General features: G+C 68.7%; 21 protein-coding genes and 1 pseudogene. 2 read left to right on the forward strand and 20 right to left on the reverse strand.

Annotated features, from left to right (window positions below):
* Positions 1–217 precede the first annotated feature (217 nt).
* The 6 genes from BST44_RS22515 to log form a co-directional block, all read right to left on the reverse strand.
* Positions 218–796, reverse strand: a complete 579-nt coding sequence (locus tag BST44_RS22515) for a DNA-3-methyladenine glycosylase I (protein WP_083179298.1) — start codon at positions 794–796, stop codon at positions 218–220.
* Between the two features lie 2 nt (positions 797–798).
* Positions 799–1,146, reverse strand: coding sequence for a DivIVA domain-containing protein (locus BST44_RS22520; RefSeq protein WP_083179299.1), 348 nt, complete (start codon positions 1,144–1,146; stop codon positions 799–801).
* 51 nt (positions 1,147–1,197) lie between these two features.
* On the reverse strand, positions 1,198–2,178 hold the full coding sequence (locus BST44_RS22525; RefSeq protein ID WP_083179300.1) for a glucosyl-3-phosphoglycerate synthase: 981 nt from the start codon (positions 2,176–2,178) through the stop codon (positions 1,198–1,200).
* Complete coding sequence (gene folP, locus BST44_RS22530) at positions 2,175–3,050, reverse strand: dihydropteroate synthase (protein WP_083179301.1); 876 nt, start codon at positions 3,048–3,050, stop codon at positions 2,175–2,177. Before folP ends, BST44_RS22525 begins: the two co-directional genes overlap by 4 nt.
* Positions 3,051–3,165: 115 nt before the next feature.
* Positions 3,166–4,950 (reverse strand): long-chain-acyl-CoA synthetase FadD6, encoded by a 1,785-nt coding sequence (gene fadD6, locus BST44_RS22535; RefSeq protein WP_083179302.1) that lies wholly within the window; start codon positions 4,948–4,950, stop codon positions 3,166–3,168.
* 69 nt (positions 4,951–5,019) lie between these two features.
* Complete coding sequence (gene log / locus BST44_RS22540; protein WP_083179303.1) at positions 5,020–5,562, reverse strand: cytokinin riboside 5'-monophosphate phosphoribohydrolase; 543 nt, start codon at positions 5,560–5,562, stop codon at positions 5,020–5,022.
* Between the two features lie 60 nt (positions 5,563–5,622).
* On the opposite strand from log, the gene BST44_RS22545 reads away from it, so the two are divergent.
* Positions 5,623–7,737, forward strand: a complete 2,115-nt coding sequence (locus tag BST44_RS22545) for an AAA family ATPase (RefSeq protein ID WP_083179304.1) — start codon at positions 5,623–5,625, stop codon at positions 7,735–7,737.
* A 142-nt stretch (positions 7,738–7,879) separates the two neighbouring features.
* On the opposite strand, the gene dapE is transcribed toward BST44_RS22545, so the two are convergent.
* Positions 7,880–8,944 carry a succinyl-diaminopimelate desuccinylase gene (gene dapE / locus BST44_RS22550; protein ID WP_083179305.1) on the reverse strand — a complete coding sequence of 355 codons (1,065 nt, stop codon included), beginning with the start codon at positions 8,942–8,944 and terminating at the stop codon, positions 7,880–7,882.
* Positions 8,945–9,048: 104 nt separating this feature from the next.
* On the opposite strand from dapE, the gene dapD reads away from it, so the two are divergent.
* Positions 9,049–10,002, forward strand: coding sequence for a 2,3,4,5-tetrahydropyridine-2,6-dicarboxylate N-succinyltransferase (gene dapD, locus BST44_RS22555; RefSeq protein ID WP_142274649.1), 954 nt, complete (start codon positions 9,049–9,051; stop codon positions 10,000–10,002).
* Here dapD and BST44_RS22560 read toward each other — a convergent pair.
* The 13 genes and pseudogenes from BST44_RS22560 to BST44_RS22625 all read right to left on the reverse strand — a co-directional run bounded on the left by BST44_RS22560 (position 9,999) and on the right by BST44_RS22625 (position 23,163).
* On the reverse strand, positions 9,999–11,297 hold the full coding sequence (locus BST44_RS22560; protein ID WP_142274650.1) for an MFS transporter: 1,299 nt from the start codon (positions 11,295–11,297) through the stop codon (positions 9,999–10,001). The two genes, dapD and BST44_RS22560, sit on opposite strands and share 4 nt — an antisense overlap.
* 148 nt (positions 11,298–11,445) lie before the next feature.
* Positions 11,446–12,867 carry an acyl-CoA synthetase gene (locus BST44_RS22565; protein WP_083179308.1) on the reverse strand — a complete coding sequence of 474 codons (1,422 nt, stop codon included), beginning with the start codon at positions 12,865–12,867 and terminating at the stop codon, positions 11,446–11,448.
* 28 nt (positions 12,868–12,895) lie between these two features.
* Complete coding sequence (locus tag BST44_RS22570) at positions 12,896–13,804, reverse strand: alpha/beta fold hydrolase (protein ID WP_083179309.1); 909 nt, start codon at positions 13,802–13,804, stop codon at positions 12,896–12,898.
* A 39-nt stretch (positions 13,805–13,843) separates the two neighbouring features.
* Positions 13,844–14,614 (reverse strand): SDR family oxidoreductase, encoded by a 771-nt coding sequence (locus BST44_RS22575; protein WP_083179310.1) that lies wholly within the window; start codon positions 14,612–14,614, stop codon positions 13,844–13,846.
* Between the two features lie 112 nt (positions 14,615–14,726).
* Complete coding sequence (locus tag BST44_RS22580) at positions 14,727–16,178, reverse strand: MFS transporter (protein WP_244184900.1); 1,452 nt, start codon at positions 16,176–16,178, stop codon at positions 14,727–14,729.
* Positions 16,179–16,496: 318 nt separating this feature from the next.
* The gene (locus BST44_RS22590; RefSeq protein ID WP_244184901.1) at positions 16,497–17,357 is read right to left on the reverse strand and encodes an NADP-dependent oxidoreductase; all 861 of its coding nucleotides are present in this window, start codon (positions 17,355–17,357) and stop codon (positions 16,497–16,499) included.
* Between the two features lie 146 nt (positions 17,358–17,503).
* The gene (locus tag BST44_RS22595) at positions 17,504–18,976 is read right to left on the reverse strand and encodes a dihydrolipoyl dehydrogenase family protein (protein WP_083179312.1); all 1,473 of its coding nucleotides are present in this window, start codon (positions 18,974–18,976) and stop codon (positions 17,504–17,506) included.
* On the reverse strand, positions 18,973–19,503 hold the full coding sequence (locus BST44_RS22600) for a hypothetical protein (RefSeq protein WP_244184904.1): 531 nt from the start codon (positions 19,501–19,503) through the stop codon (positions 18,973–18,975). Before BST44_RS22600 ends, BST44_RS22595 begins: the two co-directional genes overlap by 4 nt.
* A 58-nt stretch (positions 19,504–19,561) precedes the next feature.
* Positions 19,562–20,028, reverse strand: a pseudogene (locus tag BST44_RS22605) (cupin domain-containing protein).
* A gap of 2 nt (positions 20,029–20,030) precedes the next feature.
* On the reverse strand, positions 20,031–20,996 hold the full coding sequence (locus BST44_RS22610; protein ID WP_083179314.1) for an NADP-dependent oxidoreductase: 966 nt from the start codon (positions 20,994–20,996) through the stop codon (positions 20,031–20,033).
* On the reverse strand, positions 20,996–21,238 hold the full coding sequence (locus tag BST44_RS31795) for a DUF8691 family protein (RefSeq protein ID WP_083179315.1): 243 nt from the start codon (positions 21,236–21,238) through the stop codon (positions 20,996–20,998). Before BST44_RS31795 ends, BST44_RS22610 begins: the two co-directional genes overlap by 1 nt.
* A 144-nt stretch (positions 21,239–21,382) precedes the next feature.
* Positions 21,383–22,435: an alpha/beta hydrolase fold domain-containing protein gene (locus BST44_RS22620; protein WP_083179316.1), complete on the reverse strand. Its 1,053-nt coding sequence runs from the start codon at positions 22,433–22,435 to the stop codon at positions 21,383–21,385.
* Positions 22,436–22,806: 371 nt separating this feature from the next.
* Positions 22,807–23,163 carry a phosphoenolpyruvate carboxylase gene (locus BST44_RS22625; RefSeq protein ID WP_244184902.1) on the reverse strand — a complete coding sequence of 119 codons (357 nt, stop codon included), beginning with the start codon at positions 23,161–23,163 and terminating at the stop codon, positions 22,807–22,809.
* Between the last annotated feature and the right edge of the window lie 199 nt (positions 23,164–23,362).

The following is a 23,362-nucleotide window of genomic DNA, read 5'->3' on the forward strand; positions in this document are numbered from 1 at the left end:
CCGAGCATGCCCCGCCAGCGATTTTCCAGCCATACCCGACATCGAACTGCCAAATCACCCTTCTATTGTTCCCTATCGAGGTCACGAGTTGTACAAAGACCCGGTTCTCGGGCTTAGCGGGCCGCCGAAACCAAAGCGCGGCCCACATCGTCACCGGGCGCAACCCGATCGCCCGGTTCCTCAGCGGGCCGCCGAAACCAAAGCGCGGCCCACATCGTCACCGGGCGGAAGGCACCCAGCAATTGCGGACATGGTCATCGACCATTCCGGTCGCCTGCATCAGCGCATAGGCGGTGGTCGGCCCGACGAAGCGGAACCCGCGCCGCTTGAGCTCCCGCGCCATGGCCTTTGATTCCGTGGTGGTCGCGGGAATTTCGGATCCGTCAGCGGGCCGTGGGCGCGGTTCGGGCGCAAACGACCACAGCAGCTTCGACAGGTCCGCCGGAGTTCCCAGCTCTGCGGCGGCGCGCGCGTTGGCGATGGTCGCGTCGATCTTGGCCCGGTTGCGGACGATTCCCGTATCCGCCATCAGCCGCTGCACGTCGGCGTCGGTGTAGCCGGCGACCTTCTCGAAGTCGAAGCCGGCGAACGCGCGCCGGAAGTTCTCCCGTTTGCGCAGGATGATGAGCCACGACAACCCGCTCTGAAATGCCTCCAGGCTCATCCGCTCGAACAGGGCCACCCCGTCGTGCACCGGGCGGCCCCACTCCTGGTCGTGGTAGTCCCGGTACATCTCGAAATCAGGTCCGGGCCGAATGGCCGCCCAGCTGCACCGAACCAGCCCGTCATCGCTCACATCTAGTCCTGACGATCCTCGCCGTCCCCGGGTTCCACGGCTTTGGCGTCGTCTTCTGCCGCCGCGGGGGCATGCACCGCGGCCAGCTGACCGCGCAGCGCCTCGAGCTCGCGGGCGAGCCGGTCCAGCACCCAGTCCACCTCGCTGGTCTTGTATCCGCGCAGCACCTGGGTGAACTTGACGGCGTCGACGTCCGCGCCGGTCACACCGTAGGCGGGCAATACCGTCGCGGTCGTGCCCCGCGGCAGGGGCGGCAGCTGCTCACCCCGACCGAACAGCAGACTCGCCGCGCCGAACAGCACGATCGCCACCAGCACCAGAACCACCAGGTAAAGCAACACCAACGCCACGTCGTCGATCCTGCCTTATGCCGCCGACACCGCGACGCACCAGCGTGGCGTTCAGCGCGGCCGCAAGACCTTCATGGGCGGACGGTCGGCCAACGACACCGGCGAGGTGTGCTGCTTATAGCCCTCAATGCCGGAGTCCTCGGCGCCGTCGGCGAAGAACTGCGTCAAGCCCACCCCCGAATCGGGAACCCCGCAGCGCGACAGCAGGGTCGCGATGACCTGGCGGCTCATTGCGCCCAGCTCGGCCAACGGCCGGTTGCGGTGCGCGCGCACACCCAGATTGACCTGGGCGATCGCGTCGGCGCCCAGCCGGTCGAAGGTGTCCAGCAGCAGGCCGATCTCCACGCCGTAGCCCGGCGCGAACGGCACGGATGTCAGCAGTTCGCGGGTGGCCGCGTACTCCCCGCCGAGCGGCTGCAGGATGCCGCCCAGCTCCGGGCGCAGCGCGGCGAGCAGGGGCCTGGCCACCAGCTCGGTGACCCGCCCGCCGCCGGTGGCACCGGCGGCGCCGCCCACGTCGCCGACCTGGAGCGGTCGCCGGTAAAAGCTCTTGACCAGGTGGATTCCGTCGCCGGTGAGCAGCGGGCCCACCAGCCACGGCACGAACATCGGGTGCGGGTTGATCAGGTCGGAGTCGACGAACACGACGATGTCGCCGCTGGTCGCCGCCAGCGAGCGCCACAGCGCCTCCCCCTTGCCCGGCAGGATCGGCACCTCGGGCAGGGCCTGCTCACGGCTGACGACCCGGGCGCCGGCGGCGACGGCGCGGATCTCGGTGTCGTCGGTCGAACCGGAGTCCAGCACGATCAGCTCGTCGACCAGCCCCCCGGAGTCCCGGACCAGCGGTGAGATGCTGCCGACCACCGATTCGATGGTTTCTTCCTCGTTGAGGGCGGGCAGCACCACCGAGATGGTCCGCCCGGCCTTCGCGGCCTCCAGTTCGGCCACGGTCCAGCTCGGCCGGTTCCAGCTGCGATTGGCCAGCCAGGTGTCGCCGGCGACGTCGCCCGCGAACAGGTCGGATGCCGTCATGCCAGCCCCCTCACCGTGCGCGCGGGCGGCCGGATGCCCTGGATCGAGGCCACCATCTCCAGCACCCGGCGGGTCTCGGCGACCTGGTGCACCCGAAACATGCGCGCCCCGGCGGCGGCGGCCAGCGCGGTGGCCGCCAACGTCCCCTCGAGCCGCTCGGTCAATTCCACACCCAAAGTCTCCCCGACGAAGTCCTTGTTACTCAAAGCCATCAGCACGGGCCATCCGGTACTAACAAGATCGCTCAGGTGGCGCAACAGCAGCAGCCCGTGAAAGGTGTTCTTCCCGAAGTCGTGGGCCGGGTCGATCAGCACCCGGTCGCGGGCCACGCCGCAGGCGACCGCCCGCTCGGCGCCGGCGGTGACCTGGCGGATGACGTCGTCGACCACGCCGCGCGTGGTGGTGCCGTAGCTCACCCGGAACGGGCGGGTGCGGGGCAGCGCGCCGCCGGTGTGCGAGCACACCAGGCCCGCGCCGAACTCCGCGGCGACCTCGGCCAGGGCGGGGTCGACGCCGCCCCAGGTGTCGTTGATCAGGTCGGCACCCGCCGCGCAGGCCACCTTGGCCACCTCGGAACGCCAGGTGTCGACGCTGATCAGCTGGTCGGGATAGGCGCCGCGAAGCCATTCGATGAAGGGGATCAGCCGGGCGATCTCGGTGTCCGCGTCGACCTCCTGCCCGGGCCCGGCCTTGACCCCGCCGACGTCGATGACGTCGGCGCCCTCGGCGATCGCCCGGTGCGCGGCGTCCCTGGCCGCCTCGTCGCTGAAGGTCGCACCCTTGTCGTAGAACGAGTCGGGGGTGCGGTTGACGATCGCCATGATCAGCGGCCGATCGCCCGCGACCGGGCGGCCGCAGAAGGTCGAATGCACACGTCTATGGTGCCCGGTCGCCGCGCCGGGCGCGGCTTTGGGGACCGGGTGTGCGGCCAGTCGCACACCCGACGCCGAACGTGCGGCCAGGCGCACACGCGGCGGAGACGGCCGTCTAGCCCTTCGGCCGCTTACCGTCGGCCACTTCCTCGGGGTATTCGTCGTAGTACGGCACGTAGCCCTCGTCGCGGCCGGCCAGCACGTACAGCGGATCGCGCACGTCGGAGCCGTAGGCCTGCTCGCGCAGCTCGACCTTGCGGCTTTTGAACGTCGTGGTGTGCTCGAGCGACTCGACCACCCGCACGAACAGCGGCAACGCGTAGACCGGCAGCTGGCCGTACACCGCGCGCGCCAGCGCCGTGCCGTCGAACTCCGCGCCGTCGCGCAACTTGACCGCGGCCATGCCGGCGCGGCCGCCGGTACGGGGAATCTCGACCCCGAACACCGTGCATTCCTCGACGGACTCGTCGGACGCCAGCGCGGCCTCCACCTGCGTGGTGGCGACGTTCTCGCCCTTCCACCGGAACGTGTCGCCGAGCCGGTCGACGAACGCGGCGTGCCCCATGCCCTGCGGGCTCATCACGTCACCGGAGTTGAACCAGACGTCACCCTCGCGGAACGCGTTGCGGACCAACTTCTTCTCGCTCGACTCCTTGTCGGTGTAACCGTCGAACGGCTGCAGCCGGTTGACGGGGCTGAGCAGCAGGCCGGCCTCCCCGGGCGGTACCCGGCGCACCCGCCCGTTCTCGTCGCGCAGCGGGGCGCCCGTGTCGGGGTCGTACTCCACGTAGGCCAACGGCATCGGGAAGACGCCGGTCGTGCGGGGCACGTTGAACACGTTGATGAACGCGGTGTTGCCCTCGCTGGAGGCGTAGAACTCGCAGACGCGGTTGATGTCGAACCGATTGGTGAACTCGTCCCAGATCTCCGGTCGCAGCCCGTTGCCGGCGATCACGCGCACCCGGTGCGCGCGGTCGGTGGCCTTGCGCGGCTGGTTGAGCAGGTATCGGCAGATCTCGCCGATGTAGATGAACGCGGTGGCCTCGGCGGCGATCACCTCTTCCCAGAACTTCGACGCCGAGAACGACTTGCCCAACGCCAGCGTCGCGCCCGAGTTGATCACCGACGACAGCGCGACCGTCAGGGCGTTGTTGTGGTAGAGCGGCAGGCAGCTGTACAGCGTGTCGGAGCTCTTCAGCCGCAGCCCGATGCCGCCGAACGCCGCCAGTGCCTTCAGCCACCGCAGGTGGGTCATCACGCTGGCCTTCGGGAATCCCGTTGTGCCCGAGGTGAAGATGTAGAACGCGGTGTCCCTGGCCTGCACGGCCGTCACCGAGGCCGGGTTGGTTGCCGGGGCGCTGACGGCGAATCGCTCCAGGTCTTCGACCGTCATGGTCTCGGTGTCGCCCGCCCCGCCGCACTCGGCCACCGCGCTGACCAGGTCGCTCTCCGCGATCAACACCCGGGCCTTCAGCAGGCCCAGGCTGTGCGCCAGCACCTCGCCGCGCTGGTGGTAGTTCAGCATCCCGGCGACCGCGCCGCATTTGACCGCGGCGAGCATCACCAGCACCGCGTTGGGCGAGTTGCGCAGCATGATCGCGACGACGTCGCCGTGGCCGACGCCGTGCGCGGCCAGCACCGCGGCGTACCTGTTGGCGGCGGCGTTGGCGTCGCGGTAGGTCAGCTCCTGATCGCCGAACCGCAGGAAGACCCGGTCGCCGTAGCGGGCGGCCCGGTCCTGGAACACCGTGCCGATCGATTTCTTCGAGCCCGGTTGGGCCAGCAGCCCGGTCATCGCCCCGCGCACGATCACCGGCATGTCGGCCAGCAGGCCCGGCGCCCGAGATGCGATATCGGTCAGCTTGACCGCCGTGCGCGCTCCCCCGTCGTGATCGGCCACGTCATCCCTCGATTCTGCGTAAACAACTCGGCCGACAGCCTAGTAGGGGTGCGCGGCGGGCCGGCGCGCTCAATCGGGTGTGCACGCCTCCACCGCGGCACTCACCTTGTCGACCAGCAACAACCGGTCCATCGCCGGTTGCGAGATGTACCCGCTGTCGAGCAGCCCGCACAGCCAGGTCCACAGGCCTTCGTAGTGGCCCAGCGGATCCAGCATGACGATCGGTTTGCGGTGCAGGCCGAGGTAGCCCGTGGTCCACGAGTCGAGCAACTCGTCCAGGGTGCCGACGCCGCCGGGGAGCACGACGAACGCGTCGGCGCGCTCTTCCATGACGTGCTTTCGCTCGTGCATGGTCTCGGTGACGATCAGCTCGTCGGCATCGGTGTCGGCGATCTCGACCCGCATCAGGACTTGGGGGATGACGCCGACGGTCCGGCCGCCGCGGGCGCGCGCCGCGGTCGCCACCGCGCCCATCGCCGAGACCCGGCCGCCGCCCCACACCAGGGTCCAGCCGCGCTCGGCGATCGCCTCGCCGAGTTCGGCGGCGAGCGCGAGCAATTCGGGATGTTCCGGCCCGGACGCGCAGTACACGCACACCGCCCAGTCGCGCATACAACGAAAGGTAGACCAAGCGTGCTTACGCCCGCACACCGCGCGCAATAAAATCCGGCGATGCCGATTCGATGGAACGTCCCCCAGCACGCGTCGGCCCAGGAGCGGCTGGACGAGGCACTGGCGGTGGGGCGGGGTGCCGTCGTTCTCGGGCCGGACGGCTGCGGGAAATCCACGTTGGCCCGGCTGGCCGCCGAGGAGTTCGGGCGCCAACACCCCGGCACGCGGATCCGCTGGGTCACCGGCACCCCCACCGAACGCGCGGTTCCGTTCGGGGCCTTCAGCCACCTGGTGCAGATCGCCGACATCGGCAAGCCGGCCGCGCTGTTGCGTGCGGCCCGATCCTCGCTCGACGGGGCCGACCTGCTGCTCGTGGTCGACGACGCCCACGACCTGGACATCCTGTCGGCCACGCTGGTGTACCAGTTGGCGCTGGCGGGCGCGGCCAGGATGATCGTCACCGGCCGCGCCGAATCTTCTCCCGAGGCCGTCGCGGCGCTGTGGGCCGACGGCCTGCTCCGCCGGATCGACATCGAAGCGCCCGGCGGGGGTGACACGCCGGTCGAGGTCGACGCGTTCCTCGCCGAGATGCCCGCCGGCGCCAGGTCGGTGCTGGATTATCTCGCCGTCGCGGAGCCACTGTCGCTGGCCGACCTGAGCGCCCTCACCGGCGCGGACGCGATCGGCGAGGCGGCCGAGCGCGGGGCGGTGGAAACGCGGACGCGCGGCGGAGCCTCGGACGATCCGGTGGTGTACACGGCGCACCCGTTGTTCGCCGAGCGAGCGCGCGCCGCGCTGGGGGGCGACGGCGCGCGGCAGCGACGCACCGAATTGGTGCGGCTGCTGTCCCAGCATTTGCCGGACCACCTCAGCGACCGGTTGCGGTTGGCGTCGCTGGCCCTGGACAGCGACGCCCCCCAGCCGACGGCCGAGGTCGTCGCCGCCGCGCAGCAGGCGCTGCGGCTCGGCGACCTCGGGCTGGGCGAACGGCTGGCCCGCTCGGCGCTGGAGCGGTCCGGTGGGCTGGCGGCGCGGCTGGCGCTGGCGCACGCGCTGGCGTGGCAGGGCCGCGGCCGCGAGGCCGACGCGGTGCTGGGCAGCCTGGACCCCGGAGCGTTGACCGAGGACGCCCTGATGGACTGGGCGCTGCTGCGGGCGGCCAACCAGTTCTGGATGCTCAGCGAACCCGAGCGGGCGACCGCGTTTCTGCGCACCACCCGCCAGCGCGTGTCGGACGCGGGTGCGCGGACCACGCTCGACGCGCTGAGCGCCACGTTCGCGATGAACGCCGGCAACGTGGGCTACGCCGTGAAGGTCGCGGGCGAGGTGCTGGCCGCGCCCGGCGCCGACGACCAGGCGGTGGCGTGGGCGGCCAGCGCGGCGGCGCTGTGCGCGGCCCGGCAGGGCCGCTTCGACGACGTCGAGCCGCTGGCCCAGCGTGCCCTTTCCGCCGAGCATCCCGGGCTGCTGCGCTTCACGATCGGGTTGGGGCAGACCACCGCGTTGTTGATGGCGGGCCGGCTGGACGCGGCCCGCGAACTGGCCCAGCAGTTCACCGATTTCGCCGAGTTGCAGCAGCCGGGGCGCGCGATCGGCGAGGTGCTGCTGGCCCACGTGCTGCTGGCCGACGGTGAATTCGCCCGAGCGGCAGCACTGCTCGGCCCGGCCGCCGCGACGCTGGAACGCACCGGCTATTCGTGGGGGCCGCTATCGCTGACGCTGCTGGCCACCGCGCTGGCCCAGCAGGGAGACATCGCCGCCGCGGGAAAGTCGTTGGGCAGGGCCGAGTCCCGGCACGGGACGAAATCGGCACTGTTCGCCCCGGAGCTGGGCGTCGCCCGGGCGTGGCGGCTGGCATCGATGCGCGATTCGCACGGCGCGGTGGCCGCGGCCCGCGACGCCGCCCGGATGGCCGAGCGCGGCGGGCAGCGGGCCGTCGCGGTGCGGGCCTGGCACGAGGCCGTGCGGCTCGGCGACACCCGCGCGGCCGATCCGCTGTCCCGGCTGTGCGGCGAAATAGATTGTGTGGCAGGAAAACTCGCGCTTTCCCATGCCCAGGCGCTGGCTGGCGGCGACGCCGCGACGCTGCGGGCGGTGTCGGGCGAGCTGGCCGCGGTGGGGATGGGCGCGGCGGCAGCGGACGCCGCCGCGCAGGCGCAGCGCTGCGGGGGCTGAAGGCGATCGAGTCGGGGGCGCCGGGCCCACCCGCGCCACGCTGGCGTGACACTCGGCGCGCGGCGTCACGCGCGCCACGCTGGCGTGACGCTCGGCGCGGCGCGTCACGCTGGCGTGACGCTCGGGGAGCGAACGGGCGAAACTAGCCGCCCAAGTAGCCGCGCAGCATCGCCACCGCGGCGGTGATGTTGGCGACCGGGACGCTCTCGTCGCGCCGGTGCGCCAGGTTGGGGTCGCCGGGCCCGAAGTTGACCGCCGGGATGCCCAGCGCGGCGAAACGCGCGACGTCGGTCCAGCCGTACTTCGCCCGCACCTGTCCCCCGGCGGCCTCGACCAGGGCCTTGGCGGCGGGCTGGGACAGCCCGGGCAGCGCGCCCGCGGCGGCGTCGGTCTGCTCGATGCGCACGTCGAGCCCGTCGAACACCTCGTGCACGTGCTCCAGCGCCGCGGTGACCGACCGGTCCGGGGCGAAGCGGAAGTTCACCGTCACCGCGGCCGCGTCGGGGATCACGTTGCCCGCGACGCCGCCGTCGATGCGCACCGCGGACAGGCCCTCGCGATACTCGCAGCCGTCGATGTCCACGGTGCGCGCGCGGTAGGCGGCCAGCCGGTCCAGCACCGCACCCAGCTTGTGAATAGCGTTGTCCCCCAACCACGGCCGCGCCGAGTGGGCGCGCGTTCCGGCGGCGCTGATCACGACCCGCAGCGTGCCCTGGCAGCCCGCCTCGATGTAGCCGCCGGTGGGCTCGCCCAGGATGGCCACGTCGGCGGCCAGCCAGTCCGGCAACTCACGCTCGATGCGGCCCAAACCGTTTGCGGCCGCGTCGATTTCCTCGCAGTCGTACATCACCAGCGTCAGGTCGTGGACGGGCTCGGCCACGGTGGCGGCCAGATGCAGGAAGACCGCGTCGCCCGATTTCATGTCAGCGGCGCCGCATCCGTACAGGTCGCCGCCCTGGCGGCGGCTGGGCAGGTTGTCGGCGACCGGAACGGTGTCCAGGTGCCCGGCCAGCAGGACCCGCGACGGCCGCTGGCGACGGGTGCGCGCCAGGACGGCATTGCCGTTGCGGACGATCTCGAATCCGGACGTCTGGGCCCGCAGCGCGGCCTCCACCTCGTCGGCCAGGCGCGCCTCATCCCGGGATTCGCTGGGGATGTCGACCAACGCCGCGGTCAACTCGATCGGGTCCCCGCGCAAGTCCAGCACGCCCCCAAGGGTAACGGGTCGCCGCCGTGCGGCGAGCAGTCGCAAAATCGCACTGTCAGCCGCCTTGGGATGCGATTCTGCGTCTGCTCGGCGGCCCAAGTAACCTGACCGCCGTGACTGGAGCTGTAGGCATCGGGCTGGCGACGCTGGCCGCCGACGGATCGATTCTCGACACGTGGTTTCCCGCACCGGAACTGACCGAATCGGGGACCGCCGGTACGTCGCGCCTGGCGCTCTCGGATGTCCCGCCGGAGCTGGCCCCGCTGGTCGGCCGCGACGACGACCGTGGCACCGAGACCATCGCGGTGCGGACCGTCATCGGCTCGCTCGACGACGTGGCCGCCGACGCCTACGACGCCTACCTGCGGCTGCATCTGCTGTCGCATCGATTGGTGGCGCCGCACGGGCTGAACGCCGGCGGCTTGTTCGGGGTATTGACCAATGTCGTGTGGACTAACCGCGGGCCGTGCGCGATCGAAGGGTTCGAGGCTGTCCGCGCGCGGCTGCGCCGGCACGGCCCGGTCACCGTCTTCGGCATCGACAAGTTCCCCCGGATGGTCGACTATGTGGTCCCCACGGGGGTGCGCATCGCCGACGCCGACCGGGTGCGGCTGGGGGCCCACCTGGCGCCGGGGACGACCGTGATGCACGAGGGCTTCGTCAACTACAACGCCGGCACCCTCGGGGCTTCGATGGTCGAGGGCCGCATCTCGGCCGGCGTGGTGGTGGGCGACGGGTCGGACGTCGGGGGCGGCGCCTCGATCATGGGCACGCTGTCCGGCGGCGGCACGGAAGTGATTTCGATCGGCAAGCGGTGCCTGCTCGGCGCGAACGCCGGCCTGGGCATCTCGCTGGGCGACGACTGCGTCGTCGAGGCCGGCCTGTACGTCACCGCGGGCACCAAGGTCGCCACGCCCGACGGCCAGGTGCTGAAGGCCTCGGAGCTGTCCGGCGGCAACAATCTGCTGTTTCGCCGCAATTCGGTCAGCGGGGCCGTCGAGGTGGTCGCGCGCGGCGGTCAGGGCATCGCCCTCAACGAGGACCTGCACGCCAACTAGTACAGGCCGGCGGCGACCTTCTCGTCGGTCGGGGCGGCGCGCAGCGCGGTCCCCCGGGTTTCGGGCAACAGATAAACGGACACGAAGCTGGCCACGACCAGGCCGGCCATCATCAGCCCGACCGCCCAGCTGCCGTAGCTCGCCAGCAGCGTGCCCGCGATCAGCGGCGGCACGGCCGCGCCGAGGATGCCGGCGAGGTTCATCGCCACCGCCGCACCGCTGTAGCGATAGCGGGTGGCGAACAGTTCGGGAACGAACGCCCCCGTGGGCCCGTTGGCCACCGCCGCGGCGGCGAACATGCCGAGGACGCCGACCGCGTACAGCACCGGTTTGCGGGTGTCCAACAGCGGGATGACCGCGAACGCCCAGGGCAGGCACGCCGCGAGGCCGCACAACATCACCTTTCGCCGCCCGACCCGATCGGAGATCCACGCCGAGAACGACACGCAAACCATGCTGGTCAGCCCGCCCAGCGCGCCGATGCCCCAGATGAAACTCCGCGAATAGCCCAGGTGGTTGTGGGCGTACATGACCAGGAACGTGTTGCCCAGGTAGACGTAGCCCATCCCGCCCAGGAAGCTGCCCGCGACGAGCACGATCTCCCTCCGCTGGAACCGCACCAGCTCGGCAAGCGGCGCCTTGGGCACCAGGTGACGGGCCTTCTCCTCCACGAACAGCGGGGTCTCGTCGATGTTCAGCCGCACATAGAGGGCGATGCCGATCAGGCCGCTGCTGATCAGGAACGGAACCCGCCATCCCCAGTCCATGAACGCGGGGCTTTTCTCCCCCATGGTGAGGTTGACGGCGAGAAAGGTCAGGCTGGCCAGGATTCCCGCGGTGCCACCGCCGAGCAGGGTGAACATGCCGTACCAGCCGCGTTTGCCGGTAGGGGCGTACTCGGCGCTCAGCAACACCGAGCCCGCCCACTCGCCGCCGACCGCGAACCCCTGCAACAACCGCAGGACGATGAGGATCAACGGCGCCGCGATGCCGATCGACGCCGTGCTGGGGACCAGGCCCACGCTGACCGTCGACGCCCCCATGATCAACAGCGTGGCGACCAGCGTCTTCTTGCGGCCCAGCCGGTCCCCGAAGTATCCGAAGACGGCCGCGCCCAAGGGGCGGGACAGGAACGCAGTCGCGAAGGTCGCCATGGAGGCGACGGTGGCCAGCGTCGGGCCGAGGCGCGGGAAGAACACCGTGGGAAACACCAGCGCGGCCGCGGTCCCGTAGATCAGGAAGTCGTAGAACTCGATGGCCGAGCCGACGAGACAGGCGGCGGCGATCCGCCGCATGGGGGTGACGGACCGAGTCGGCTCACCCACGCTGGCCGCTCGCTGTCCGGTCGCATCGACACACGGTTACGACGGTAGGTGAAGCCGCACGGTCACGCTCGCCGCGCCGGCTGGCAATTTGCTGCGTGTCCGGCTGCGTGCCCGTGGGTCAGCCGCCGGACAGCAACTCCTTCTTGAGGACCTTCCCCATCGCGTTGCGCGGCAGCGCATCGACCAGGCGCACCTCGCGGGGCCGCTTGTGCACCGAAAGCTCTTGGGCGACGTGGTCGATCAAGTCGTCGGCGTTCAACTCCGGCGCACCGACCACGAACGCGACGATCCGCTGACCCAGGTCCTGATCCGGCATGCCGACGACGGCGGCCTCGGTCACCCCGGGGTGGCCGAGCAGCGCCGTCTCGATTTCGCCGGCGCCGATCCGGTAGCCGCCCGACTTGATCAGGTCGACCGACTCACGGCCCACGATGCGGTGCATGCCTTCGGCGTCGACCACCGCGACATCACCGGTGCGATACCAACCGTCGTCGTCGAACGCCTCGGCGGTGGCGTCGGGACGGTTCAGGTAGCCGTCGAACATCATCGGGCCCCGAACCTCAAGGCGCCCAACGGTTTCCCCGTCGTACGGGACCGGGGCGCCGGCGTCGTCGAGCAGCCTGGTCTGCACGCCGGTGAGCGGCAGCCCCACCCAACCGGGTCGGCGCTCGCCGTCGGCGCGGGTGGACAGCGTGATCAGCGATTCGGAGGCGCCGTACCGTTCGATGGGCTGATGGCCGGTGAGCCGGGCCAGCCCGTCGAAGACGGGCACGGGCAGCGGCGCGCTTCCGGAGACCAGCAGCCGCGCCGGGCGAAGCGCCCGGGCCGCGGCCTCGTCGGCCACCACCCGCGACCACACCGTGGGGACGCCGAAGTACAGCGTGCCACCGGCCTCGGAACAGGCCTGCGCGTAACCCGCCGGCGTCGGTTTCCCGGTGTGCACGAAGCGATTCCCCACCCGCAGCGACCCGAGCAGGCCCAGCACCAGCCCGTGCACGTGAAACAGCGGCAGGCCGTGCACCAACACGTCGTCGGCCGTCCACTGCCAGGCCTGCGCCAGGGCGTCGAGGTCGGCGGCGATCGCACGGCGGCTGAGCACCACGCCCTTGGGCAGCCCGGTGGTGCCGGAGGTGTAGATGATCATCGCGGTGGCGTCGGGCGGCGGCTCGGAGTAGCGGTGCCACGATCGGGCGTGCAGCCGCACCGGGATGTGCGGCAGCCCCTCCGCCTCGTCCGGGACGGGGCCGAGCCAGGCCTGCGCCGCCGAATCGGTGAGCATGTGCCGGCGTTCGGCCGCACCGACGTCGGCGGGCACCGGGACGAAGGGGACGCCGGCGATCAGGCAACCGGTCACCGCGAGCACCGTCGCCGCGGTGGGCGTGGCCAGGATCGCCACCCGGTCCGCGCCGGCGACCCGCTCGGCCACCGACGTGGCGGCGCCGACCAGGTCGCTGCGGCTCAAGACGACGCCGTCGACGCGTACCGCGTCGGGGATGTCGGTGGCGGTGACCGCCGCGGGATTCAGGGACGCCAGCAGCACGTCAGCAGGCTACCCGGAGGTCACGGCGTCAGTTCTGCTCGTCCCAGATCTTGGTCAGGGTGGACAGGATCTCCTCGCCGCGGCCCAGGCCGCCGAGGTGGCTTTCGCCCGGGAGCACGATCAGCTCGCAGTCGGGCAGCAGGGACACGACGTGCTCGCCGTGCGCGAACGGCACGATGTGGTCGCTGTCGCCGTGCCACCAGCGGACCGGGACCTTGACCTCGTCGAGCCGGAACCCCCAGTCCTGAGTGAACAGGATGATGTCGTTGAACGGGGCCGCCAGTTGCTTGCGGCTGCCGTTGAGCAGGTCGTCGAGGAACATGGCGCCGAACTCCGGGCGGGTCAGCAGGCGCCGGTCGCCCTCGGGCGATATCGCGGCATACAGATACAGGGCGGGATTGGCGACCGGCCGGATCATCCGGACCACCAGGCTGGCACCGATCCGCAGCGGGTCACCGCCGAGTTTCAGCAGGGGTGCCACCCGCTTGCCCAGGTTCATCAGGCCGCTGGTGATGCCCTCGTCGCCGAAGAAGGGCGCGACGCCGCCGAGCACGCCGAGCGCGACGACCCGATCGGACAGCACGGCGGCGGACGCCAGCGCGTACGGCCCGCCGCCGGACAGGCCGATGACGGCCATCTTGTCGATGCCGAGCGTGTCCGCGATGGTGCGCAGGTCGTCGCCGAAAGCGCGGATGTTCTCGTACCGGTGCGGCGTCGACGAGCCGATGCCGGGACGGTCGAGGCCGATCAGCCGAATGCCGTGGTTCTCGGCGTAGACCCGCGCCTCGACCGGGATCTGTCGGCGGGCGCCGGGCGTGCCGTGCAGCCAGAACATCGCGCGCCCCTGCGGGTCGCCGAATTCGGCGAAGCCGATCTGGCGGTCCTCGCCGACGGCGACGTTTCCCTCGAGCTTGGGGCGGGCGATCTCGATGACCATGTCAGCAGCCTCGCATGTGACGGGCCGTTTACCAAAGGCTCACGGCTCAGGCGCCCAGCGGCCGCTGCAGTGTGCATCGATCCAGTCGGAGTATCGAGTGGTGAAGATGGTGGCGCTCTCGTCGGGCGCAAGGGTGTGATCGTCGATCAGCGCGCCGAAGTACGGCGCCTGGGCGTCCGTCACGACCCGGCGTCGATCACCAATGGCGGCAAGACCTATGCGGACGAAGTCGTCCATCCCGATTGCTTCTGGTCCGGCGATCTCCTTCACTCCGTTGGTGGGGCGCCCGACAGCCGCGTCGACCACTGCGGTGGCGACATCGTCGGCGGCGATAGGACGGAACAACGCGGGGGGCAACCTGACGATGTCCCCGTCGGTGGCGGAATCGGCTAAGCCAACGGCGAATTCGTAGAATGGAGTGGCCCGCACGATCGAATACGGCCGGCCCGACTCCTTGATCAGCCTTTCCTGAGCCGCTTTGGCGGTGTTGTAGCCGCTGTCCGGCATGATCTGCGCGCCCACCACTGACAGCGCGACGTGGTGTTTGACTCCCGCTTCCCGTTCGGCGGAGAGAAGATTGGTGGTCGCGGTGGTGAAGAAGTGCATCACAGGTTCGTCGTCGAACTCTGGTGAATCGGCGACATCGACAAGCACGTCCGCGCCGGCGACGGCGTCGGCGAGACCCTCACCCGTGAGCGAATCGACGCCCGATCGACGAGAGGCGGGGATCACGTCATGTCCCTGCGCGCTGAGCTTGGACGCTACTTTGGAGCCGATCAGCCCACGCCCGCCAATGACTACGATCTTCATGATGAACCCTTTCAGAGTTGCCTTTGGTTGGTGACTTCTTCCGCTTCAACCGTGTGGCTGGCTTGTTTCAGCCGACGTTGCCTGGACAGAACGGGATTCGGACCACGGGCCATCATCCGATGGGTTCACCCCGGCTGGCGACGGAGGGTTGCACACCGGGCCGGTCGCGGCACAGCGCCGCGATGTCGCAGGGCGCGGTTTGGCGTCCGGTAGGGGGGTTTGTTATCAGCAGCGCGGCGCACAGCGCGCCCAGGGCGAATAGTGCTGCGCTCACCTCTAACGCGTGGGCGAATCCGATGGCACTCGCCGTCCCGGCGCTGACCAGGCCAATTGCTCCGATCGACATCAGCGCGGCCAGCCGCGAGACGCCGTTGTTGATGGCCGACGCGAGGCCGCTGTGTTCGATCGGCACCGATGCCAGCGTCACGGTTGTCAGAGGTGTGATCGTCGCGACCAGCCCGATCGCCAGCACGGTTATCCCGGGGACCAGGTCGGTAATCGCGTGGAATCCATCGTGTTTCGGGCGGATCAGCATCAATCCGGTCCCGGCCAGGGCGGGGCCGGCGATGAGGAACGCGCGTGGCCCCACCCGCGCGGCAATGTGGCCGACATGACGCGCGAAGACGAACGACAGCACCGGGATCGGCAGCGTGGCCAGTCCGGCGGCGGTGGCTGAGTAGTGGGCGATTTCTTGGGTGTAGAGGGCGATGGCCAGCGACCCCAGCGTCAACGCACCATAGACAAAGGCCGTGACCAGGTTGGCGGCAGCGAAGTTGCGGAAGGTGAACAGCGGCAACGGAAGCATCGGGCACGTACTGCGATGCTGCCAGGCCACGAAGCCGGCCAGGGCGGCGATCCCCAGCACCGACGATGCGATGACCATCGGGCGTGTCCAGCCGTCCCGTTGCGATTCGATCAACGCATACACGCCGGCACCCAGCCCTAGCGCCGACAGGCCCACCCCGGCGGAATCTACACGGGCGCCTTCGACTCGCCCCGACAGCGGGCACAGCCAGAAGGTCAGCACATATCCGGCCGCCATGGGGATCGCTGACAACACGAAAATCCAACGCCAGCCAAGCAAATCGACGCACAGGCCGCCCAGCAGGGGACCCAACGCAAAGGCGGTTCCCGTCCATCCCGTCCAGACGCCGATGGCCGCGGACCGGTGTGCTTTGCCGAACACCGTGTTGATCAGTGCTAGCGAGCCCGGAACGAGAAACGCCGCACCCAGGCCCTGGATGAGGCGCGCGGTGATCAGCATCGCCGGCGCGGTGGCAGCCGCCGCCAGGATCGACCCGGCCCCGAACGTCAACAGCCCGAACCTCATCACCGGAACGCGGCCGAACAGATCCGATATGGATCCGCCCGGGAGAATCGCGGCCGCCATTGCCAACAGGTAGCCATCGACGATCCATTGCTGCAGCGCCAGGCCGCCGCCGAGGTCGTTCTCGATGGCCGGCAAAGCCAGGTTGATCACCGTGGAGTCGAGGAACGCGACCACTGACACCGCCACCGCGACCACCATCGCGCGGCTGGTCGGTGCCGCGTCCCGTAACGTCACCGCCCGGGCCGTCCGGTGGCCGACGATGACCGGTAACCTATCGCGGGCGTCGGGCCGGTGTCGTCGCAATCGCCGAGGATGGGGTAATCGCTCATGGGCACTGCCGGGCTTCGTCGGTGAAGTCTTTGCGGCAGGGTGCCGTCGTCACGCACACCGGGTGTTTTGGAGACGAAAATCTGTGTGCCGCGCCCGGATACGGCGACAGCATCGGTGTACCCGCCGATGTGATCGGCCGCTCCGGTACGAATCCGGCTAATCGCGGTCATCTCGAGATTCCTTTGTGGTGTGACATTTCTTCGGCGTGTGACGGCAATGTCTTTAGATGCCTTTCGTGATGGCCACGCCGTTGGGCTCGTGGCCCGCGACGACTTGCGCGAGGGCATGGCCGGCCTGACCCAGGCTGCAGGTACGCGGCGTCGGCATGCTCAACCGACCGGAATCGAGCAGCGCGGCCAGACGTTCGAGTCGCGCGCCGTCCGAGCGGACGTAAACCGCGGTCACGCCGATGTCGCGGGTCGATGCGGGTGGGCTCGGGGTGATGGTGGCCAGGCGGCCGCCGTCGGCAAGCACGGTCATCGCCGCAGCCGCACCCCCGGGGGCGGCGTTGGCGGCCGCGTTGATGGAGCCTTTCGCCAATGCCCTTGCGCGTTGTGGCCAGGTCGGATTGCGATAGTCGATCACTTCACGGGCGCCATTCGAGCGGAGTCGATCGGCGCTGCGGGGGCTGGCCGTGGCGATCACATCGACCCCGCGCAGGGCGGCCAGCTGAACAAGGAGCCCACCGGTGATTCCACCAGCGCCATGAACGAGCAACGTTTCTCCACCGTGCAGGTCCAGCGCCTCGCCCACCACCTGCTCGGCGGTCAACGCGGGGACGGGAAAGATCGCCGCAGTCGCCCACGACATCGCGTGCGGTTTGTGGGCCAGCGATCCCACGGGCGCGATCACATACGGCGCCCACGCGCCCTGGGCGCGCAGCGGCACCGGGTGGCACAGCACCTCATCGCCCACACCGAATCCGTTCGGGTGGGCGCCAACGGCCTTGATGACACCGGCAGCCTCGACGCCGAGCGCCATCGGTGGCGTCGCGCCAACGTCCCAACCGCCGGTGCGAATGATGTCGTCCCAGTTGCCAATCCCGGCACTGTAAACTTTGATGAGGGCCTCGTCAGCCGCCAATGGCCGCGCCTCGCCCACCTCGATGGTCTCGACTTCGCCGCCGAACGCGCGGACCCCAGCTATCACCATGGTCACAGCGCGACGACCGGCCGGGCGTAACTCATTGTGGTTCCTCTCGATATCGAGGTTTGACGGGTTCGATGGGCTTAAGCGCTCTTCTGCGCTCCTCGCGCCTCGGCCATCGGTAGGAAAGCGAGTTCGGACTCCTGGGCGACCAATAGATCCCAAACCTGATTGACCGTCGGGTGTGGCGCGACAGCATGGCGTAGGAGACTGACCGGGACCTTAGCGACGATGGCCAAGGTGGCTGCTTGAGCAAGCTCCGAGAATTCCGGGCCGACAAATGTCGCTCCGAGCAATGTGTTGGCCTCGGCGTCGATGATCAGCTTCGCCCATCCCTCGAAGCCCTCTCTGAATAGGGCCAGGAACGACAAGGTTCCCGGGTAGCGGGCAGTTCGAGTGCGTACCGCGAACCCGTCTGCTCGGGCCTGACTTTCCGTGCGCCCGACCCTAACGACTTGAGGCTCGGTGAAGATCACCTGCGCGAGGCTCCCCGCATCACGGGCCGCCAACTCGTCCGCCCTCAGTTCTCGTCCCGCGGCCCGGGCCATGATGATCTCGGCCGCGAGATGGCCATGGTAGGTGGAGATATGAGACAGCCGAGCACGCCCGGTGGTATCTCCCAAAGCGTAGAGCCACTCGCCTGTGACGCCGACCGCCTGCAGATGGTCGTTGACAGAAACGAACCCGCCGCGCGGTAGACCAAGGTTTTCCAGTCCGATGTCGTCGGTGTTGGTACGCCGTCCTGTCGCGAAGACGACCTCGTCGACCTCGATGGTCTCGCGGCCGAAAGTTGCGGTGACGGGCCCGCCCGCCACTGGGCGGGCTACGGCCGACAACCCCGTCTCAAAAAAAATCATGACGCCTCGGCTTCGCAGTGACTGCGCTACCAAGTCGCGGGCTTCAGGTTCGCAGCCGGGAAGCAGGGCGTTTCCCCGTACCAGAAGTGTTACCGCTGAACCCAAACCGTTCAGGATAGTCGCGGACTCCACGCCTACGGGGCCACCGCCGACCACCAGCGCGCGAGATGGAACTTCTGCCATGGTTGTTAAGTCCCGATTGGTCCACGGGTGCATGTCCGTCAAACCGGGTATCTCCGGCACGTTAGGCCGGGTGCCGGTGGCCAGTACGACCGCGTGGCGTGCCTCCAATACGGCGTCCGCGTGATCGGCACGCGCCACGCGCACTGTTCGTTCGCCGCTCAACCGGCCGAACCCATGAAACACTGCTACACCGGCTTGCCGCAGGGACGCCAGCCGGTCTTGATCTGAGAGATACTCGATGATCGCGTCGCGTTTCGCAAAGACAGCGGCGATATCCAATTCGTCGACCGAAATCGTCTCGCGCACACCGGGTACCGCTTTCGCGAGATTGAACACCTCGATCGGGCGTAGCAATGTTTTGCTCGGGTTGCAGCCCCAGTAATGACACTCCCCACCGACCAGACGATCCTCGACGAGTGCGACCGAAAAGCCCGCCGACGCAAGCTTCCGCACGGCGGCCATGCCGCCGACCCCGCCGCCCACGACGATCACGTCGAAGTCTTTGCCAGCCTTCATCTCCCGTCACTTCCGATGATCGGCGACACTGGGCGGCCGTAGCGCTGGCCGTCGGCGTGCTTCGAGTCCGCGAGTTGGATCCGGCGCCGCCGCTGTGTGTTGGCATTGGTGTGCGGCCACGATATTGGGCCGAGCACCGAGTAGGCCGCGGCCGCGCTTGCCGCGGAGAAGACACTGTAGCTGAGCGGTGCTTCCAGGCCGATGGATATGGCCATAGCGGTCCCAAATACCGTGAGTAGCAGGCAAGCCGCCGCGCCGACGAGTCGCGGCCACCAGCCGGCCAGAAGCAAGATTCCCAAGGTCGCTTCGGCGCCGGTCACGGCCCACACAACCAGCGTCAACAGCCATCCAGAAGCAAAGGGAACAAGCTGGTGGGTGTAGTCGGCGAAGGCACTCATGCTCCCCCAGCTCCCCTGCCCCAACGGCTGCCACCAGCCGAATCGGTCGGCCACAGCCGACAGAAACGCCGCGGCAAGCGACAAGCGTAATGCGGGCCGGACAACCCGAACAGCGCTTGGCGTGTGCATGGGGCTCCTACCGTTGAGTCGTTTATGGTCGAAGGCAATGCCTTTGATTGCTGTGGTGTCAAACCGTGTGAACACGTCGCCGGCGTGGCGGCTCTATTCGGTGGTGTCGTCGGTCGTGAGCGGGCCATCTCCGGTATCGACCAGGAAGACCGCGAGTAACTCAGCACGTTCGGTGGCACTGGCATTTTCACTCACCGTGTGATGCGCACCGGGGATCTCCCTCCACGTCTCACCGGCGTGATAGACACGTCCAGGCTCGCCTTCGACTTGGCTGCGGATCGCCCCAGAGATGACGTATGCCATGATGAACGCCGATTTCGCGTGGCGGTGAGGTGCGCTTTTAGCTCCGGGCGAATAGCTGACGACGACTGCTTCGATCGATTTGTCCGGGATATTGCTCGGATCGTTGAAAACCGTTCGGACAAAAGGCCTTTCAGGTGTGTTTGGTGGCACCGGATCGGCATGTGCCGGTGGAGCAAGCATCACGGCGACGGTAAGTGCGACGAGCGACGACTTCAATGCCATTTCTACCTGCCCTTCCTTTCCGCGGTGGGCTCTGTGGTCGCTCCTGCCCAGTCTTCAGCTACCCGAAGGATCGTCTTGCCGGGAATGCGTTTGTTGGAAGCGAACGCGGCGGCAGCCTCGGCGAGCGGCAATACGGCTCCAACGACCGGTTTGAGGCGTCCATCCCTGACTCGCGCGGCAAGGCCGGCGAGTTGGGCGCGGTCTGCTTCCACCAGGAAGAAAATTGCCCGCCCATCCTGTGGCAGAGTCTTCGGCGGCTCCGCGATGGTGACGAGCGTTCCACCGGCCCGCACCAGAGCCGCCGAGCGGGCGAGAATGTCTCCGCCGATCACGTCGAACACCACGTCGACTTCGCCGGCGTCCTCGAGGTTTTCGGTCTCCAGGTCGAGGAAGGTGTTCACGCCGAGCTCCGCCGCGCGGTCTCGATCTGCGGTCCGGCCGGTACCAATGACGCGCGCACCGAGCTCGCGGGCGAGCTGCACCGCGATCGTCCCTACCCCACCCACGGCGCCGTGGATCAGGACCGTTTGCCCGGCTGCGAGGCGGCCGTGGTCGAACAGTCCCTGCCAGGCGGCCAATCCAGATATCGGGAGGGCCGCGGCCACAGTATGGTCGATGTCCATCGGCAGCGGTGCGAGATTTCGCGCTTCCACGGCGACGTACTCGGCGAGCGAACCGTTGCGGGCCCAGTCGGCGAGCCCGAAAACCCGCTGGCCGACGCTCAAAAGCGTGGTGCCATAGCCCAACTCAACCACCACGCCCGACAACTCGTGGCCCGGGACGCTCGGCGTCCGGTCATGACCCGCGCGGTCGACCCAAGTGTGCGGCCAGTCAAGCTCTCCGCGTGTGAAACCGGCGGCGTGTACCCGCACGACAACATCGTTGTCGGCAGCCTGTGGGTAGGGCAGCTCCGTCAGCGATAGGCCGGCGACACCGGCGTCACGATCTGAAACTGTGATGGCTTGCATTACAGGTCCTTCCCGATGTGAGTTGTCGTAGGCTCAGCCGCGGGCTGAGGTTGCACGCTGACGAGTTCAAGGCCTAGGTCGCGGACCCGGTCGAGGAGCCCGTACAACTGCGACTGGTCGCGGATTTCACCTGTGAACCCGCTTTCGGTCGCACCGGACTCGAGGCGCATCCCTTCCAAGGCGGATCCCAGCCGCTCGGTGACGCGGCCTCGAATGCAGATCCGGTACCTTGTGGGCTGCACTTAAACCTCCGCTCGCCAGCTGCTGATTCAGCGTTCACCGACGGGGGGTGAGTCGTCATCACCCCGCGGGCCGATTCACCCGGGTGAGTGACTCCACGACGCTCGTCAGGAGTGGGAGGTGGCCATGAGGGTTGGATCGCTTGGTCATCGGGTCGCTTCGCGGATGTACACACCGATTTGGCGTAGTGATCGGGTGGCTTCGGGGATCATCGGTGCGGCGAATTGGAATACGTGTATTTGACCCGGCCATACTTGCACCTCGACCGGTACAGCGGCGGCGGCAAGTCGGTGAGCCGCCAGCTTTGCGTCGTGCAGCAACGCCTCGCAGCCCGACACATGTATCAACGTGGGTGGCAATCCGGGTTGGATGTGGTCGAGCGGCTCGTAGAGCGAGTCGGGATAACCGTTGGCGTCGCGGTGTGTCGCAGCGCGGGAGATCAAACCATGTAGGGCGGCGAACGCTCTGGGCGGAAACATCGCATCCGAGCCGATGCCCGGGTGGGCCGTTTTATGTCGCGTGGCCAGTTGCAGCAGCGGTGACATCGCCACCAGCGCGGCGGGCCGCTCACCGTACTCGAGCAGACGCTGGGCCAGCGCAAAGGCCAGATAGCCGCCGGCAGAATCACCGGCCAGCACGATCTGCTCGGGCGCATAGCCTTTTTGGCGCAACCACGTGTATCCGTCGTGACAATCGTCGATCGCATCACCGATCGAATGCTTGGGAAGCTTGCGGTAGGTGGGGACCAGTAGTGGGCTGTCGGCGAAACTGGAGAGCATGCTCGCTAGGCGCCCGTGTGAGTACGCGCCGCAGGTCAAGAACGCCCCGCCGTGCAGATAAAGCACAACTCGACGGCGACCGTCGGCTGGTAGCACACCGGCGGCGCGGATCAGCTGCGCGGTGCAGTGCCTGAGCTCGACGCCGATGCGCACCGTGCCGGGCGCCGGTGTCACGGCGCGGGCGCTGAAATCGACTACGCCCCAGGGCCACGGCGCCGATGGCAGGAAGCTGCCCAAGCTCAGCGCGGGCCGGATCGTCAGCCGGGCGCCGAGTAAGGCGATGCGCGCGGCCATGCTCGGACGGTCATGGATGACGTCCACGGCGGCTTCCGGGCGGAACGCGTGCCGTCGAGGTTTCCGCGCCCCAGGCGCTCTCGGACCTAAATGGGCTGAACCCGGCACGATGGCTGGCGTGCTCATGTCAGAACTTCCGCACCCGGCTCATCGAACCGGGTTAATGGCCGGCGCACATGCTCGGCACAGGCGCGCGACCTGCCGGTCAACGAAATTTGGTGAATCATTATGTTTTTGGCCCGCACCTCCGCATGACGGGCACTGCTGGCCGGTGGCGGCCGCTTGCCGGTCACGGCGTTCCCATACGGCCGCGCGTCCCCGCGCCATCGCATTGCGGCGCCGGTTGTCGGCACGGGCGATCAACCCCGCCGCGGCGAGGGATCCCGCGCATACCGCGACAGAGACGCCGAAGTCGGCTAGCTGACCATAAATCAGCCTGAGGGCTGCGTAATCCCCGGAAACCACAGCCATAAACAGGGTGGCAATCCGTAGTCGGCTCACGATGCCAGGCCCCCGGGCCCGATCGGGCGCATTGCGAAGATGCTGCGCAAATATCCGGTGGGACGTCCGCAGGTAGCGCACACCGGGTGGGTGCCGCACCGGGATGCCATCTCGCGTTTGTCTCCAACGTAAGTCGCCATCGCCCACTCGACGATATCCAGGCAGGTTTGGCAGAGCGTCTCGACAATGTCGCCGTCCGGGGTGAGTCCCAGCTGATCGCATCCGTCGACCGCGTGGATTTCGGCGACCGCCACCGCCGGCGCACCGCAGGTGAAGCCATTCGAGAGTCCCTGGGCACTACAGACCGGCTGCAGCGCATGAAGTTGATCCTCGATCGCCGGGACAGTGCCCACCGCGGTATCTCCTTTCCGATGCGCCCAACGCCGGGCGAAGGCGGCGGCCTCCCGGATCCGATCCAGCATCCGGGGTGTTCGCGCGGCGACCGAGCCGCCTTTGGTAGGCGATGGTTGAATTTGGCGAGGCTTCATCTGGTTTCTCCAACTTGTGGCAGTGGTCCGCGGTCGTCGGCCGCACGGTTGTCCACCGTCAAGC

It is taken from the genome of Mycobacterium scrofulaceum, assembly GCF_002086735.1.
GTDB classification, from domain to species: domain Bacteria; phylum Actinomycetota; class Actinomycetes; order Mycobacteriales; family Mycobacteriaceae; genus Mycobacterium; species Mycobacterium scrofulaceum.

Excerpts from the sequence above, each read along its gene's own strand:
- BST44_RS22545 (WP_083179304.1), top strand. The coding sequence starts at position 5,623 with ATGCCGATTCGATGGAACGTCCCCCAGCACGCGTCGGCCCAGGAGCGG.
- BST44_RS22620 (WP_083179316.1), bottom strand. The coding sequence starts at position 22,435 with ATGAGCACGCCAGCCATCGTGCCGGGTTCAGCCCATTTAGGTCCGAGA.
- log (WP_083179303.1), bottom strand. The coding sequence starts at position 5,562 with ATGCGCGACTGGGCGGTGTGCGTGTACTGCGCGTCCGGGCCGGAACAT.
- BST44_RS22525 (WP_083179300.1), bottom strand. The coding sequence starts at position 2,178 with ATGACGGCATCCGACCTGTTCGCGGGCGACGTCGCCGGCGACACCTGG.
- BST44_RS22610 (WP_083179314.1), bottom strand. The coding sequence starts at position 20,996 with ATGCAAGCCATCACAGTTTCAGATCGTGACGCCGGTGTCGCCGGCCTA.
- BST44_RS22570 (WP_083179309.1), bottom strand. The coding sequence starts at position 13,804 with ATGGTCATCGAGATCGCCCGCCCCAAGCTCGAGGGAAACGTCGCCGTC.
- BST44_RS22600 (WP_244184904.1), bottom strand. The coding sequence starts at position 19,503 with ATGCACACGCCAAGCGCTGTTCGGGTTGTCCGGCCCGCATTACGCTTG.
- BST44_RS22595 (WP_083179312.1), bottom strand. The coding sequence starts at position 18,976 with ATGAAGGCTGGCAAAGACTTCGACGTGATCGTCGTGGGCGGCGGGGTC.
- BST44_RS22575 (WP_083179310.1), bottom strand. The coding sequence starts at position 14,614 with ATGAAGATCGTAGTCATTGGCGGGCGTGGGCTGATCGGCTCCAAAGTA.
- BST44_RS22560 (WP_142274650.1), bottom strand. The coding sequence starts at position 11,297 with ATGCGGCGGATCGCCGCCGCCTGTCTCGTCGGCTCGGCCATCGAGTTC.